At 51.9% G+C, this 13,828-nt stretch carries 14 protein-coding genes; 3 read left to right on the forward strand and 11 right to left on the reverse strand.

Annotated features, from left to right (window positions below):
- Window position 1: 1 nt before the first annotated feature.
- The 6 genes from MHI43_RS25815 to MHI43_RS25840 form a co-directional block, all read right to left on the reverse strand.
- A complete protein-coding gene (locus MHI43_RS25815; protein WP_036659974.1) occupies window positions 2–562 on the reverse strand; it encodes a cob(I)yrinic acid a,c-diamide adenosyltransferase in 561 nt (186 codons plus the stop codon).
- A gap of 224 nt (window positions 563–786) precedes the next feature.
- Window positions 787–1,050: an aspartyl-phosphate phosphatase Spo0E family protein gene (locus MHI43_RS25820; RefSeq protein WP_009590300.1), complete on the reverse strand. Its 264-nt coding sequence runs from the start codon at window positions 1,048–1,050 to the stop codon at window positions 787–789.
- 118 nt (window positions 1,051–1,168) lie between these two features.
- Window positions 1,169–2,374 (reverse strand): aminotransferase class I/II-fold pyridoxal phosphate-dependent enzyme, encoded by a 1,206-nt coding sequence (locus MHI43_RS25825; protein WP_015737134.1) that lies wholly within the window; start codon window positions 2,372–2,374, stop codon window positions 1,169–1,171.
- A gap of 14 nt (window positions 2,375–2,388) precedes the next feature.
- A complete protein-coding gene (locus MHI43_RS25830) occupies window positions 2,389–2,889 on the reverse strand; it encodes an Lrp/AsnC family transcriptional regulator (RefSeq protein ID WP_009590307.1) in 501 nt (166 codons plus the stop codon).
- Window positions 2,890–3,080: 191 nt separating this feature from the next.
- Complete coding sequence (locus MHI43_RS25835; RefSeq protein ID WP_015737135.1) at window positions 3,081–3,467, reverse strand: spore coat protein; 387 nt, start codon at window positions 3,465–3,467, stop codon at window positions 3,081–3,083.
- A 40-nt stretch (window positions 3,468–3,507) separates the two neighbouring features.
- Window positions 3,508–3,744: a hypothetical protein gene (locus MHI43_RS25840; RefSeq protein ID WP_015737136.1), complete on the reverse strand. Its 237-nt coding sequence runs from the start codon at window positions 3,742–3,744 to the stop codon at window positions 3,508–3,510.
- A 139-nt stretch (window positions 3,745–3,883) separates the two neighbouring features.
- Between MHI43_RS25840 and MHI43_RS25845 the strand changes: the two genes are divergently transcribed.
- Window positions 3,884–5,110: an FAD-dependent oxidoreductase gene (locus MHI43_RS25845; RefSeq protein WP_036659976.1), complete on the forward strand. Its 1,227-nt coding sequence runs from the start codon at window positions 3,884–3,886 to the stop codon at window positions 5,108–5,110.
- A 169-nt stretch (window positions 5,111–5,279) separates the two neighbouring features.
- On the opposite strand, the gene MHI43_RS25850 is transcribed toward MHI43_RS25845, so the two are convergent.
- From MHI43_RS25850 to MHI43_RS25865, 4 genes are all read right to left on the reverse strand, one after another.
- A complete protein-coding gene (locus MHI43_RS25850) occupies window positions 5,280–6,482 on the reverse strand; it encodes an MFS transporter (RefSeq protein WP_036659978.1) in 1,203 nt (400 codons plus the stop codon).
- A 144-nt stretch (window positions 6,483–6,626) separates the two neighbouring features.
- Complete coding sequence (locus tag MHI43_RS25855) at window positions 6,627–7,190, reverse strand: hypothetical protein (RefSeq protein WP_036659980.1); 564 nt, start codon at window positions 7,188–7,190, stop codon at window positions 6,627–6,629.
- Window positions 7,191–7,351: 161 nt separating this feature from the next.
- A complete protein-coding gene (locus MHI43_RS25860) occupies window positions 7,352–7,771 on the reverse strand; it encodes a DUF350 domain-containing protein (RefSeq protein ID WP_009590305.1) in 420 nt (139 codons plus the stop codon).
- A gap of 110 nt (window positions 7,772–7,881) precedes the next feature.
- Entirely contained in the window at window positions 7,882–10,251 is a 2,370-nt protein-coding gene (locus tag MHI43_RS25865; RefSeq protein WP_015737140.1) for an endonuclease MutS2, read from the reverse strand.
- Between the two features lie 156 nt (window positions 10,252–10,407).
- On the opposite strand from MHI43_RS25865, the gene MHI43_RS25870 reads away from it, so the two are divergent.
- Entirely contained in the window at window positions 10,408–10,767 is a 360-nt protein-coding gene (locus MHI43_RS25870) for a phage holin family protein (protein ID WP_036659982.1), read from the forward strand.
- 322 nt (window positions 10,768–11,089) lie between these two features.
- The gene (locus MHI43_RS25875) at window positions 11,090–11,476 is read left to right on the forward strand and encodes a cytochrome c oxidase subunit II (protein WP_009593061.1); all 387 of its coding nucleotides are present in this window, start codon (window positions 11,090–11,092) and stop codon (window positions 11,474–11,476) included.
- Window positions 11,477–11,569: 93 nt separating this feature from the next.
- Here the strand turns inward: MHI43_RS25875 and zapA are convergent, their stop codons facing one another.
- Window positions 11,570–13,600, reverse strand: coding sequence for a cell division protein ZapA (gene zapA, locus MHI43_RS25880; RefSeq protein WP_036659984.1), 2,031 nt, complete (start codon window positions 13,598–13,600; stop codon window positions 11,570–11,572).
- Window positions 13,601–13,828 lie beyond the last annotated feature (228 nt).

Here is a 13,828-nt window from a genome sequence, read left to right on the forward strand (position 1 = left end):
ATTACCGGAACACCTTTCCGCTTCGCTCATATTCAACATCAGGTATCCCGGCATGCACATTGGCTGCCCGTGCGGCAACAAAGAAATAATCGGACAACCGGTTCAAGTACCGGCGGACCTCCGGATTGATCTCGGTGGTTCGCTGCAGCGTAACGGTCAACCTTTCTGCGCGGCGGCATACGGTCCGGCATACATGCAGCGAAGAAGACAAGGCGCTTCCGCCCGGCAGAATAAAGCGCTCAAGCGGAGGGTTCTTCTCTTCGAATGCATCCAGCCACGCCTCCAGACGATCCACAAGCTCGGCACCGACCTTGAGTTTATCCTCCCGCGGCCTAGCATAAGCCAGATCCGAGCCGCAATCGAACAGTTCATGCTGGATTTGAACGAGCTGAAGATACAGCTCCTCAAAATCGGCTTCCTTGGCCAAGCACACGGCCTGACCGACAAAGCTGTTCAATTCATCGATCGTGCCGTACGCTTCGATGCGCGGATCATCCTTGGGCACGCGACCGCCAATAATCGAAGTCTCCCCCGCATCTCCCGTTCTTGTATATACCTTCATCACATCTTCCTCCATTTCATATCTTGAACGAACACCATAACATCTTATTATGCTCACTATAGCATAATTTCGGATCACGTTCCCGCTGCGGCCGAATAAACCCAAGGCCGATAATGCCTGAGGGAAGTGCTTTAGGTTGGCGTTTAGATTTAAACACAAACAAGGCTGAACCACGAGTATTCTCACTCTAGGAACAGCCTTGTATTATTTAATGGTGAAATATTTTAGAGTTTCTTTTTGGGATGGGCCTTCATATATTCGTTGATCTTCAGATCCAGCAAACTGCTGATCTCGATCACAATTTCCGACGTGAAGGACTGCTCTTCCAAAAATATTTGCTCCATCTTCCGGCGGAGCATGTGAATTTCGTCTTCCAAGGTAATTTCCTGAGGAGTGGATTTGGCTGATTTAATTGACCATTTACCGTGATTATTGTCTTCAGCCGTATAATCACCACGGTAGTTTGACAATTCATAATCACAAAACACTGGTGATCCCTCCTTGGAAAGTAAAATTCTGCCCCCAAAATAAAATTATAACATAATTTTCGTCAATGAAAAGTGAATCTTTTGTTAATTCAAGGAAAAAGTTCAACGAATTCCTTGCCTACTTTATTTTTTCAACAAAATTGCCCATTCGCTCCAATGCCTCATTCAGTTGAGCAATGGATGTAGCATAAGAACAGCGAATGAAACCTTCCCCGCCAAGCCCGAAAGCAGTGCCCGGCACTGCGGCCACTTTGGCTTCGGTCAGCAATCGCTGAGCAAACTCTTCAGAGCCGAGTCCCGTTCCCTTGATGCTTGGGAAGGCGTAGAACGCTCCCTGGGGTTCGTGGCAATCCAGACCGATCTCCCGCAGCCCCTGCACAACGAGTCTGCGCCGCTGGTTATAGGATTCAACCATTCGGTCCTTCTCCCCCATGCCGTTACGCAATGCTTCAAGCGCGGCGACTTGCCCCATGGCCGGTGCACACATGACCGTATACTGATGAATTTTCAGCATGGCGGCAATGAGATCCGTATGAGCGCACACATATCCCATACGCCAGCCGGTCATAGCAAACGCCTTCGAAAAGCCGCTGACCAGTATGGTGCGGTCCATCATGCCGGGCATCGAGGCAAAGCTGACATGCTTGCCTTCATACGTGAGCTCGGCATAAATTTCATCGGAAATCACTATCAGATCGTGCTTTTCCACCACTTCCGCAATCGGAAGCCAATCCTCGTAGGTCATGATCGCCCCTGTCGGATTGCTCGGATAGCAGAGAATCAGAATCTTTGATTTGGGCGTGATTTGCGCTTCCAGCGCCTCGGCCGTCAGTTTGAAATGATGCTCAGCCGTCGTTTCGATGCCGACGGGCACGCCGCCGCCGATTGAAGCGATCGGCGAATACGAAATGTAACACGGTTCCGGAATCAGAATTTCATCTCCGGGAACAATCAAGGCCCGCAGCGCCAGATCAATCGCTTCACTGCCGCCCACGGTTACGATGATTTCATTCGCAGGATTATAGGTCACATGAAAGCTGTCGTTCAAATATTCCGCGATCGCTTCCCTCAGCTCCGGCATGCCGGCATTGGACGTATAGCCCGTAAACCCGCGTTCCAATGAATATACGCACGCTTCTCGTACATGCCACGGCGTAACGAAATCAGGCTCCCCGACGCCTAGCGTGATAATATCCTTGTTTCCGCTGACGAGATCGAAAAATTTCCGGATTCCGGAGGGTTGAATATCCCTGACTCTAGGCGCCAAATAGGAGCTCATCGATTTCCTGTTATTTTCTGCAAGCTGCTGTTCGTTCAAAATCATAGCACACGCTTCCTTTACGGCGAGATCAGGAGACGATTGTCTTCTTGACGTTCTTCAAAAATAATCCCGTCTTGTTTATATTTTTTCAAAATGAAATTCGTTTTGGTCGATAATACAGAATCAATAGGCGACAGTTTCTCGGAAACAAAATTGGCCACCTCGCGCAGGTTACCGCCTTCCACTTCGACCAGCAGGTCGTAGGCGCCTGACATCAAATAAACCGACTTTACCTGCGGGAACAAATAAATCCGTTCCGCGATTCCTTCAAAGCCTCTTCCGCGCTCAGGCGTTATCTGAACCTCGATCAGCGCCGTAACCTTCTCGTCCTCCACCTTGCCCCAATTGACAACGGTGGCGTACTTGACAATGACGTGATCTCGTTCAAGCTCCGCAATGGAGGTCTTTACTTCTTCCTCTTCTACACCGAGTAGAGTAGAGAGTAGAGCCGGCGATCTTCTCGCGTCCTCTTTCAGCAGGTCAAGCACCTTCAGTTTCAATTCGCTTAGCTCTTCCATGTACGTATCCTCCAGCACTTATTCCGAATAACCGCTCGTGACACACGGTTTTGTCGGAACAGAGATTAATACTTATATTACAATAACTTACACGGGATGTGCAAAAGAAAAAAACCGATGCATGCCCGCAGCCCAATGCTGGAGGTGTCATCGGCGAAATCGTTGCGTTAACCATAGATGGTTGGGTTACATTACATATAAGAAGCAGGGGATACATTGGTTGCATGGGGCTCAACGTTCGGATTGTGCGCATACGCGCCCATGCTTGAAGTTTTTTGATTTATCGTTTCCCGAGTTTTTTGTACGGACTGCTGCGCTTGTTTATGCTGCTTGTCCACGTCGTATTTCAGCGCATGCGTGCCTGCGGTGTACATGTTCTGCTGCTTCATCATATTAAAGAATTCGCCTTGCAGACTCAGCGTATCCGTGGTCAAATTGGTAAACATTTGACGCACGTCAGGGCAAGTGGCTTCCGTCGTGGCTGTCGTATATTCTCGAACGGCCCGTTTCAGTTCTCCCAGTATCGGGCTGAGCAAATCCTCTTCGGGCAGGAATGAAGATCCGTTAGGGGTTGCCATCGTAGTTCCTCCTTTGGGTTGTAGGTTATGCACTGTCTGCTTACTGCGGCTGGTTGGGCGCAACGCTGCTGTGGGTCTGAAGGGAGTTCACCAACATATCAAGATGCTGCTCATGTCGCTTGACGAATCCGAGCAGTGCCTGCTGAATGGCAGGGTTCTGACTGGCTGCTGCCGTAGCGGCGCAATGCTTGGCCAGCATGGTCTCGTTGGAGATGCAGTCCACGATATAATCCAGCTCTTTTGAAGTGAGAGGCTGTAATTGCTGATTGGATGTCATACGGTTCGTTGTTCCCCTTTCCATTTAGGTTGACAGGACCTAGTATGCCACCGTTGTACAAATCTATGTCGCAAGATGTCATGAAATGCGGAAGGAACGACCAAACTAATGGCGATGTGACGATGGGAGGGGATGGATCATGTTACTGACCGGCGGAACAACGCCCTGGAAATATTTAAACACCGAACCGGTAAAAAAATACCCCGTGCTCTCGGACCGGCTTAGCTGCGACGTGCTGGTCGTCGGAGGCGGTATCAGCGGTGCCCTGATGGCCTATGTCCTGAGCGTGCAAGGCGTCGACGTCATTCTCCTGGAGAAAAGTCGAGTATGCGAGGGCAGCACTTCCGCCAATACGGGACTGCTGCAAATCTCAAACGACTGTCCCCTTTCGAATTTGATTCAACATTTTGGCGAGGACCGGGGTACCGCCTTCTACATGATGTGCAGAAATGCCATACGTCGGCTCACTGAAATCGCGAATACGTTGTCAAGGGATTCCGGGTTGATCTCTCGAAGCAGCCTCTACTATGCCAGCAACCCTCAAGATATCGGCTTGATTCGTCATGAGTATGACCTCCTCAAACGCAAGGGCTTCGACGTGCAGTACTGGAACCGCGATGATGTGAAGGCTAAATTTCCGTTCTCAAAGGAAGCCGCCATCTATACCCGCGGCGATGCCGAAGTCAATCCCTACCGTCTCGGACATCATCTTCTTCAAGATGCCGGCGATCAGGGGCTGCGAATTTATGAAAACAGCGAAGTGAAAGAAACCAGGTATACACACAACGATGTCACCGTCATGACGGATCAGGGAAGCGTTTCAGCCAAACACGTGATCTGGGCTACCGGGTACAGCACCCAAGAATGGAAGCCGGATTATCAAGTGGATCTCCTCAATACCTATGCCATTATGACCGAGCCTGTTCACGATCTGTCTTCGTGGTATGAGCGGGCTCTCATATGGGAGACCGACCGTCCATATCTCTATTTCCGGACAACGCCGGATCGGCGGATCATGGCCGGTGGACTGGATGAGCCGCTGCCTCCTTCAGGCAAACCAGAGGAATACGCCGAGCCAAGAAGTCAGAGACTGCTGAATGAAATTCATAAGCTGTTCCCTACGATGACGGACCTGAAAATGGCATGCAGCTGGGCTGGCGTGTTTGCCTCCACCAAAGACGGCATCCCGCTGATCGGCAGACATCCGCAGTATCCGCACAGCTACTTCATCGAAGTTTATGGCGGAAACGGTATGGTTTACAGCATGATCGCCGCCGATCTCCTGGCCGAGACGATTGCCGGCAGAGAGCCCGAAGAACTGAAATGGTTCTCGCTGAGGCGTCCGATCGACCTGAACTTCACATAAATTAAGAAGGTATCCCCTAACAGGCCCTGCGGCCTTGGAGATACCTTCTTTGCGTTTGTACGATTTGCCTCCGCGTCGCGGCCTTCTATTTTAAAAAACGTCGCTGACCTGCGTTATCCAACTTTCGCTCATTGCATGATCTCCCTGACTCACATCGATGCCATCAGGCTCAGGCGGCTTGTCCTTTGCTAGGAAACAGCTTTCGTATGAACAGCCAAGATCCGATGGGGGATGCCCCCAGAAACAGCAGCAGCAATGTTATCGTTAACGTATCCTGCCTGAATGACAGTACAAGAATGAAAACAAGCAAGCCCGTAATTCGGCCTATCGTCAGACTGAGTTCCCGGAGCACGACCAGCTCCACCCGCTTCTCCACGTTTTCCTGATTCACGCCCATGAGATCGAAGCTGGCCGATATAGCCGGCATCATGTACAGCGGAATGAAGAGCGACGTCCCGATTCCCAGCACCAGCAGCGTAGTGTAGTTGACCGTAAATAGCAGCGGCATGATGACAATCAGCATCAATACGGAACCAACCAGCATGCCGGTTTTACGGAATTTGGGCTTGAACCATTTCCCGCAGGCCCAGTAGCTGACCAGTGAAACGGCCGAAGTAATCAACGCGAATTGCCCCAGCTTGGACTCCTGATCCGTCGCCACGAAAACAAGCAGCGTGATGAGAAAGGAGAACACGCCCTCCCGGATTCCCTGAACAGCCAAGCCTAATACCGCGTATTTCCAAACCCCGCCCTCCTTGAGGCGGCTTACCCCTTCCAGCCAGTGATAATCGCTTTGAACCGGCCTTTTGCGCAGAAAAAAGCTCATGACCACCGTTACGGCGAAGATGGCCATCGACACGGTAAAAATAAACCGATAGCCCTGATCCCCATGCATCAGCGTGATGATCCAGCCTGCCAGCCACGGACCGATAATCCCCGTTATGGAGCCCAGGAGCCCGATCCAGCCATTAAACCAGTCCCGGTTCTCCGCACTCGAAACCTCGAAGTAAACCACATTAAAGGCCAACCAGAACAATCCTAAAGACACACCGAACAGCAGGCCGAGCGGCCAAATGTAATGGACGGCGTTCCTCCCTGCCCACAGCACGCATAGATAAAACAAGCCGGACACGGCAATTCCCAGGCGAAGCGCATTCATTTTGTTATGCTCCTTCACCCATTTGCCGGCGGCCCAGAACGTCAGGCCAAGCGCCACCTGCTGCGCAATCGTGAACCAGCCGAGCATGGTGTAATCCTGGCGGCTTTTCCATAAGTATACGTTGAGGAACGTACCCGACAATGCGCTCGATAGAATAAACAACCCATGAACCGATAACAGAAGCATAGCCTGGGGGTCCTTTGTCAACTTCATATACAGTTCCTCCCTTGCCCTTTCACTTGAAGTCCAAGGTATTTTACCCCTTCGCGCTCCACTTCATGAACAAAAAAAAGGAAACCGCCGCCGGCAGTTTCCTTAAGTCATCCGCGGGATCGGCAACAGCGCCGCTCCGCAACCCTATTCCTTTTTATGGATAAAACTCTTGATCATCCGAAGCCGGTCGTTCTCTGCCAAATTGTACTGCACATGGAAGCATCCGGGACATACATAAACGTTCAGATCATACGGAGGCTGCAGAATGGGAGCTTGGATCAAGGGTGCGTGAACCGGCTGGAAGCCTTCTCCGCTCACGCGCTGCGTTCCTGCATGGAGCATATACTCTCGGCAATGCAGACACTCGGGCACTTCCTCTTGTTCGTCCAGGATCCCCTCCACCGTCTCCTCGAATGCAAAAAGATCGTGATCTTCCCCGTACTTATCCACGGTGCGAAGCGATGACAGCGATTCATGGTCGGAGCCCCAGATGCGATGAAGATCGCGCGCCTCCTCGTCGGAAGGCTCATAAGCCTCTTCATATTCCTCCACGACGTCCTCTTCATCTTCATCTTCATCTTGCAATGCGATATTCAATGTGCGGTAGCCTTTAAGCTCATTCGCGCAGTGAGGACAGGTATCCTCGGGACCTATCTCCTCATCCCATACAATCTCACTTTGGCACCATGGGCAAACCGTCGGTTCCATCGGTCATTCATCCCTTTCTTTATTCAAACGGCCATGAATGGCCCTGTTTACGTTATTTTTATTGAGACATTAAGTATACAATACCTGCCACGAAAAAAATCATGGCTGCCGCAAACAATATCCGCGGTAAATATTTCATCGTTCTTTTCCTCCCGAAGCCCTTAAGTAATGCTCGCTCCAATAATGTAAGACAAAGATACGGTGATAAGAAGCACGATCAGGCCCACTGCCCGATTATCCTTGCCAATCTCTTCATCGACCGAAAACACAGGCGTCAAGAATTCAAGCAGCCAATAAGCTAATAAAAGCAGTATAAACCCGAAGAACGACCATTTAATCATGCCGTAAATGGACGTATTAGCCGTGATGCTATACCGCATCACGTTACAAATGCCAAAGACCTTGCCGCCGGTCGCCATGGCCGCGGCAACATTTCCTTTGCGTATTTCATCCCAGCAATTGTACTTGGTAACCAATTCAAAGCAATACAAGTAAACAATAAGTGCAAGTATCGCAACCGAGAAATAGCCGACGAGCACCCCAAGCGGATGGGTCAGCAAATGATCAATCGCTTCCGTCATTCCCTTATTTCCTCCCTGATAAACGGGATGCGGCACCTTTCGCATCCCGTCGTTCTGAACCCTATTGATGATATGTTATACGATTGAAGGAGAAAACGGTTCCTGATTTCTTATTTCAACTCGGCAATCGTAACGCCATTGCCGCCTTCGCCGTAATTGCCTAAACGATGGCTCTTGACATGTTTGTGCTTGCGCAAATAATCCTGAATGCCGGTTCGCAAAATGCCGGTTCCCTTGCCGTGAATGATGTAGATCTGTCCCAGATTCCCCAAAAACGCCTCATCAATGAACCGGTCCACCTCGATCAACGCTTCTTCCAGGTTCGCTCCCCTTAAATCCAGCTCATTCCGGATGTTGGCATCGCGGGTCCGCTTCAGGACGGTGGCATGCTGTTTCGGTGCCTGCTTGGCATTGGCCGCCGGATTCGACAGCAGCTCCAAATCGTCCAGCGCGACCTTCATCTTCATAATGCCAAGCTGAACGACGGCTTCCTTCGAGCCGGACATCTCCACGACATGCCCCTTCTGATTCAGGCTGTATACCCGAACCTCATCCCCGGGCTCGATGCTGCGCTGCTGCTTCGCAGAACGCTGGCCGCCCGTTTTCTTGCCCTGCTGCGGCTCGGCGTCATCCAGGCGCTTTCTGGCCGCGATCAGCTTGTGCTCCTTAACGGAAGCCCCTTCCTCCTGGGCAATCTTGCGCAGGTCCGCAATGATCTCCTCGGCTTCGCTCCGCGCCTTGTCCACGATCTGTCTTGCTTCCGCCCGAGCCTTATCAACGAGTTTGTCTTTCTGCTCCTCGAGCTTCTGAAGCTCCTGCTGGTGACGTTGACGCAGTTCCTCCATTTCCTTCCGGACCTGTTCCGCCTTCTCACGCTCCACTTCAGCGGTATGCCGGTTCTCCTCGAGGGACGCAATCATATGCTCCACCCGCTGATCCTCTTCCTTCACTTCCCCGCGGGCGAATTCCAGAATGGATCCCGGCAATCCCAGACGTTCTGCAATAGCAAACGCGTTACTTCTTCCAGGAACGCCCACCAGCAGCCGATAAGTCGGACTTAGGGTATTGATATCGAACTCCATGCTGGCATTGATCACGCCTTTGCGTTCATAGGCGTATGCCTTCAATTCGGAATAGTGCGTCGTCGCGATCATGCGGCAGCCCATGCGGTGGATATGCTCCAGAATGGAAATCGCCAGAGCCGAACCTTCCGCCGGGTCGGTCCCCGCTCCCACTTCATCGAGCAGGACCAGGCTCTTCGGCGTCATCTGGCTTAAGATGCGGATGATGTTGGTCATATGGCTGGAGAAGGTACTCAGGCTCTGTTCAATGCTTTGCTCATCGCCAATATCCGCGTAGATCGCATCGAACACGCACATCTGGCTGCCTTCTTCGGCCGGGATAAACAGTCCGGACATCGCCATCAGGTTTAATAAACCGATCGTTTTGAGTGTAACCGTCTTACCGCCGGTATTCGGGCCCGTGACGATGATGGAGGTATAGGAATTGCCCAATTCCACGTCCAGCGGCACGACCTGGTCCGTCGGTATGAGCGGATGTCTGCCTCTGCGCAGCTTAATATATCCTCTGTCGTTCATACGCGGGAGCGAAGCCTTCATCACATGAGCTAAACGGGCTTTGGCAAAAATAAAATCGAGCTGCCCGATCAGATCGACGTCGATGGACAGCAGTTCAGCCTGCTCGCCGACCTGGGCGGTCAGCTTCTGCAGAATCACTTCGATCTCCCGCTCTTCCCGCATCCGGGTCTCGCGCAGCTTGTTGTTCATCGCCACGATGGACTCCGGTTCGATGAACAGCGTCGCGCCCGAGCCGGACTGGTCGTGCACGATACCGCCAAAGTGGGAGCGATACTCCGCTTTGACGGGAATGACGAATCGGTCGCCGCGAATCGTAATCAGCTGGTCCTGCAGCATCTTCGCCACCGATTGCGAACGGATCATGGATTCCAGCTTCTCGCGGATGCGTACCTCTCCGCCTCGCAGCTCCCTCCGAATTTGCGACAGCTCCGCGCTTGCGGAGTCCAGCACCTCGGCCGTTTCATCGATGCAGAGCCGAATGGCATCCTCCAGCGGCTTCTGCTCCGAAATAAGATCGCTTAAATTAAAGAGAATATCAATCTTCTCATCCTCATGAATCGCAGCGATAAACCGTTTGATTCGTCGCGACCCGTGAATCGTGTTCGACGTGGCAAGCAATTCATGCGGATTCAGCGTGCCTCCGATTCGGGCCCGCTTCAAAGCATCGTTGATGTCGGTAATGCCGCGGAAGGACGGGTTGCCCTTAAGCCTGTCTACGGTGTAAGCCTGGTCGGTGGCCGCGAGCAGATCCTTCACGGCTTCGAGGTCGGTCTCTGGCATTAACCTTTCTGCCCTCAAACTTCCCATGGAGGTTTGGGTATACTGCGTCAATGTATTTAAAATTTTCCGGTATTCTAAAGTGTGCAAAATCTTGTCGTTCAAGAAGTTCACAACTCCTCTCAATCAATGCCTATATTATATCGAACGCCATGCGAAATCGCCATGGAATCCAAAATCCTTCCACACATAACCTTACGTCCGATTGAACAAAATAAATTCTGCGTAACATTCCAGTCTTATTCTAAGGAGGCAGGTACCATGCAATTTCTCGGGCATGTCGTTCGATTTATCGTAGCCGCGCTCGTCCTTATGGTCGTCGGATGGGTCGTCCCTCAATTCTCCGTCGGCGGATTCGGAAGCGCCCTGCTGCTTGCACTCGTCATCGCCCTGTTTGGCTGGGCTATCGAGGGCATCTTCGGCAAAAAAGTCACGCCGTTTGGACGCGGCATCGTGGGCTTCATTGTGAGCGCGCTTGTCATTTACCTGGCCCAGTTCATCGTCGGAGGCGTTAGCGTCTCCATTCTGGGTGCTCTGCTTGCTGCACTGGTCATCGGGATCATCGATCTGTTCATTCCGATCTCCACCCCGTTTGAAGCAGGCAAAAACCGCAAAGAATAAGATAGAAGGCCGCCCGCTTCTGTCAAAGGATCCTGACGGAGCCCTCTTCCTGAACGATCCCGGTTCGCGGTTAAATCCATCGATGCATTCCCCACAACTGCCCCCTGTTGCTATATGACAGGGGGTTGTCCGTGTTCGAGCAAGTTCCCGTCCTCTTTGACTATGTTTCCCCTACATTATAACGTAAATCCATAAAATTCGTTGCAAACGCTTCACGTTCACCAATTTTTCATAACAGGCATGTGCGTCGACTCCCGTTCTGAGCTATCATAAAGATTGGAAATTAATTTTCACAATTATTTCATAGTCAGGAGAGATTATAGTGAAAAAAGGCATAGCACTACTTGTTTCATGTATGCTCCTTTTTGTATTGGCGGCCTGCGGCGGAAACCAACAAGAGTCCGAGGGCAATTCGGGGATCACGGATACCGGCGTAGCACCGGAAGCAGAACTCGTGATTAAAGGCTCCAACTTCCAATTTGACCAAGCCGAATATCACCTCAAAAAAGGGGTGCCCGTCAAGATTACTTACGAGAACGAAGACGGCAACCACGGCGTTATGATTCCTGCGCTTGGCCTGCAGCTGGACCGAAAGAACAACTCAACCGTCGTTACGCCTGACAAGGCAGGAGAATTCGAGGTTTCGTGTTCCATTATGTGCGGAGCCGGTCACAGCAAAATGATATCCAAACTGATCGTCGAAGAATAGCAGGGCTTGCTATGCAAAATGAAAACCTCCGGATCGCCAGAGTTTCCTCTCTCTGATCCGGAGGTTTTTTCAGGTTCACATCTTCGTCATGGCCTAACGCTGATCCTGCTCAATCAACTCGATCCATTCATTATATTCAACTTGGAGCTTCGCATACTCTTCCTTCAGCTTGCGGTGTTCTTCTTCAAGCTGCGCGGCTTGCTCCGCCTTCAATTCCTGTTCTGCCTGCAGCAGCCGATACTGGTGCATAACCAGCTCGTACTGTTCGCCAAGCTCGGAATACTGCTGTGCCGCTTCGCTTTTCTCGCCTTCCAGACGGTCGCAGACCTGACGCGCGGATGCAATCTCCTGCTGCCAGGACTGAAGCTCTTCTTCCAGCGCAAGCTTGGTTCGTTTCCACTCATCGCGCTCTGCGGCCAGCTTCTCGCTGTCTGCAGCCAGCTGTTCCCGTTCCGCCATCCATTGCTGGTATTGGTCCTGCCAATGAACGGCGCGCTCTTCGGACTCCCTCAGCTGCTCGGCAAGTTCGCTTGCACGCTCTTCGCTGGCGGTCGCCTTCTTGCGAAGCTCATCGAGCTGATTCGACACCGTATCGTATTCTTCTTCCAGCATGGCGTAGAGTTTGCCGGTCTCTTCCTCGCGGATTCCCGCGTCCTGGGTGAGTTTCTCCAGCTCTTCGTTGCGGAGCTGGAGCTCCTTCAATTCCTCCTGGGCGCTTCGGCGCTCGGAAAGGATCCGGTCCGCTTCGTCCTTCATCACATGGATTTCATCCTGAAGCCCCTTCATTCCCTCTTCCAGGCTTTCGTTCAATTCCATCAGCTCGACGATTCTCATCTCGAGCTCGCCGGTCTCCTCCTTGCGCTGATCCGCCAGCGTCCGCCAGGATTGCAGCTCGCTGCTTAGACGCTGCAGCTCTTCCTGCTGCTTGCGGGAGGTCTGATTCGCATCCACCACAAGCTTCTGCAGACGTCTACGCTCTTCCTCCGACTTGCCGGATTCCTGCTTCAGGGCCTCGAGTTCCTTCGCCAGCCCTTCCGCCTTCGTACGGAAGGAACGCAATTCCTGCGAGGAAGCTTCAGCTTGCTGCTTGGACGAATGGAGCTCTTCCTTCAGCTTGTCCGATTCCGCTTTTACCGTGTTCAGCTCCTTCTCCGCCGTCGACAACCGCGAGTGCAGCTGGCCGCCGCGATTGCGCTGCTCGGCAAGCTGTTTCTCCAGATCCTGCACGGTTTTCGAGTGCTGCTGCTCCAAATCCTGCACGGTTTTCGAGTGCTCCAGCTTCAGATCCTGCACCGTCTTCGTGTACTTCTGCTCCAGATCCTGCACCGTCTTTGCGTACTTCTGCTCTAGATCCTGTACCGTCTTCGAATTCTGCTGCTTCAGATCCTGCACGGTCTTCGAGTGCTGCTGTTCTTTCAGAAGCGCCTCTTGTTTATAAGTGCTCTCCTGTTTCTTCAACTGCTCCGCCAGCTTCTCTTCAGCCTGCTTCGCAGAAGTCCGCAAACTCTGTTCCAGCTTCTCGACGGCCTGTTTATGCGTGAGCGCCGACTGTGAAATTTGCCCTTCATAACGGCGTTTCATATCTTCCATCGCCTGCTTGTGGCCGCTCTCCAGCTTCTCGCGCTGCTCCTTAAGACGCACCTCAAGCTGCTGCTTCTCCTTCAGAAGTTCCGCCACGCGGTCCGATTCCTTCTGGAGCAGCTCCTTCGTACGCTCCGACTCCGCCGTCAGGTTCTCCTTGGATTTCCTGTATTCTTCAGCCAGCGTTGTCTGCTCCGCCAGCTTGCGCTCCAGCTGCTCCAGCTGCTGACGATGTCTCTCCTGCTGCTCGATTTGAAGTCCCTGCACCTTGGCCAGTTCCGTTCGCAGCTCATTCCGCTCGGCCGTCATCTGCTTGGCCTCGTTCTGATACTCCAGCTTCTGCAAAGCTTCTTCAGCCATATGTACCGCGGCAAGGACGGCAATGCGCGGGGTATCCAATCGGGAGTGCGCCTTGGAGATGGTACGCATGCGATCATCCACGTAATTGGCTACCTGTCTGGTATAATCACTGCTGTTTCCAACGAGTTTATAGGAAGTTCCGTAGATGTCTACGGTAACGCTTTTACGGTCAGATGTAGTCAAAATTGTGCCCTCCTTCTATTATGTGTAAATTCTATGATGTCTGAAATGGTCTATCCTCTGCATCCATTATATATGAGATAACATCTACAGACGAACCTCTAGAGTACAGACCGAAGTGTGGTATATGATAACACAGTTTTGTGCTTATAATTATGAACCCTGCGGGCCTTCCGATGCAAATCCCAGTTCAATTTAGAGCAAAAAAGCCCGCATCGAATCTCTGATGTA

It is taken from the genome of Paenibacillus sp. FSL H8-0457 (assembly GCF_038051935.1).
Lineage (GTDB): Bacteria > Bacillota > Bacilli > Paenibacillales > Paenibacillaceae > Paenibacillus_AQ > Paenibacillus_AQ lautus_A.

Bases quoted from the DNA above. Each gene is read 5' to 3' on its own strand.
- MHI43_RS25830 (WP_009590307.1), bottom strand. From the start codon at position 2,889: ATGGAAGAGCTAAGCGAATTGAAACTGAAGGTGCTTGACCTGCTGAAA.
- MHI43_RS25860 (WP_009590305.1), bottom strand. From the start codon at position 7,771: ATGACGGAAGCGATTGATCATTTGCTGACCCATCCGCTTGGGGTGCTC.
- MHI43_RS25815 (WP_036659974.1), bottom strand. From the start codon at position 562: ATGAAGGTATATACAAGAACGGGAGATGCGGGGGAGACTTCGATTATT.
- MHI43_RS25850 (WP_036659978.1), bottom strand. From the start codon at position 6,482: ATGAAGTTGACAAAGGACCCCCAGGCTATGCTTCTGTTATCGGTTCAT.
- MHI43_RS25840 (WP_015737136.1), bottom strand. From the start codon at position 3,744: ATGACATCCAATCAGCAATTACAGCCTCTCACTTCAAAAGAGCTGGAT.
- MHI43_RS25825 (WP_015737134.1), bottom strand. From the start codon at position 2,374: ATGATTTTGAACGAACAGCAGCTTGCAGAAAATAACAGGAAATCGATG.
- MHI43_RS25870 (WP_036659982.1), top strand. From the start codon at position 10,408: ATGCAATTTCTCGGGCATGTCGTTCGATTTATCGTAGCCGCGCTCGTC.
- MHI43_RS25855 (WP_036659980.1), bottom strand. From the start codon at position 7,190: ATGGAACCGACGGTTTGCCCATGGTGCCAAAGTGAGATTGTATGGGAT.
- MHI43_RS25835 (WP_015737135.1), bottom strand. From the start codon at position 3,467: ATGGCAACCCCTAACGGATCTTCATTCCTGCCCGAAGAGGATTTGCTC.
- MHI43_RS25845 (WP_036659976.1), top strand. From the start codon at position 3,884: ATGTTACTGACCGGCGGAACAACGCCCTGGAAATATTTAAACACCGAA.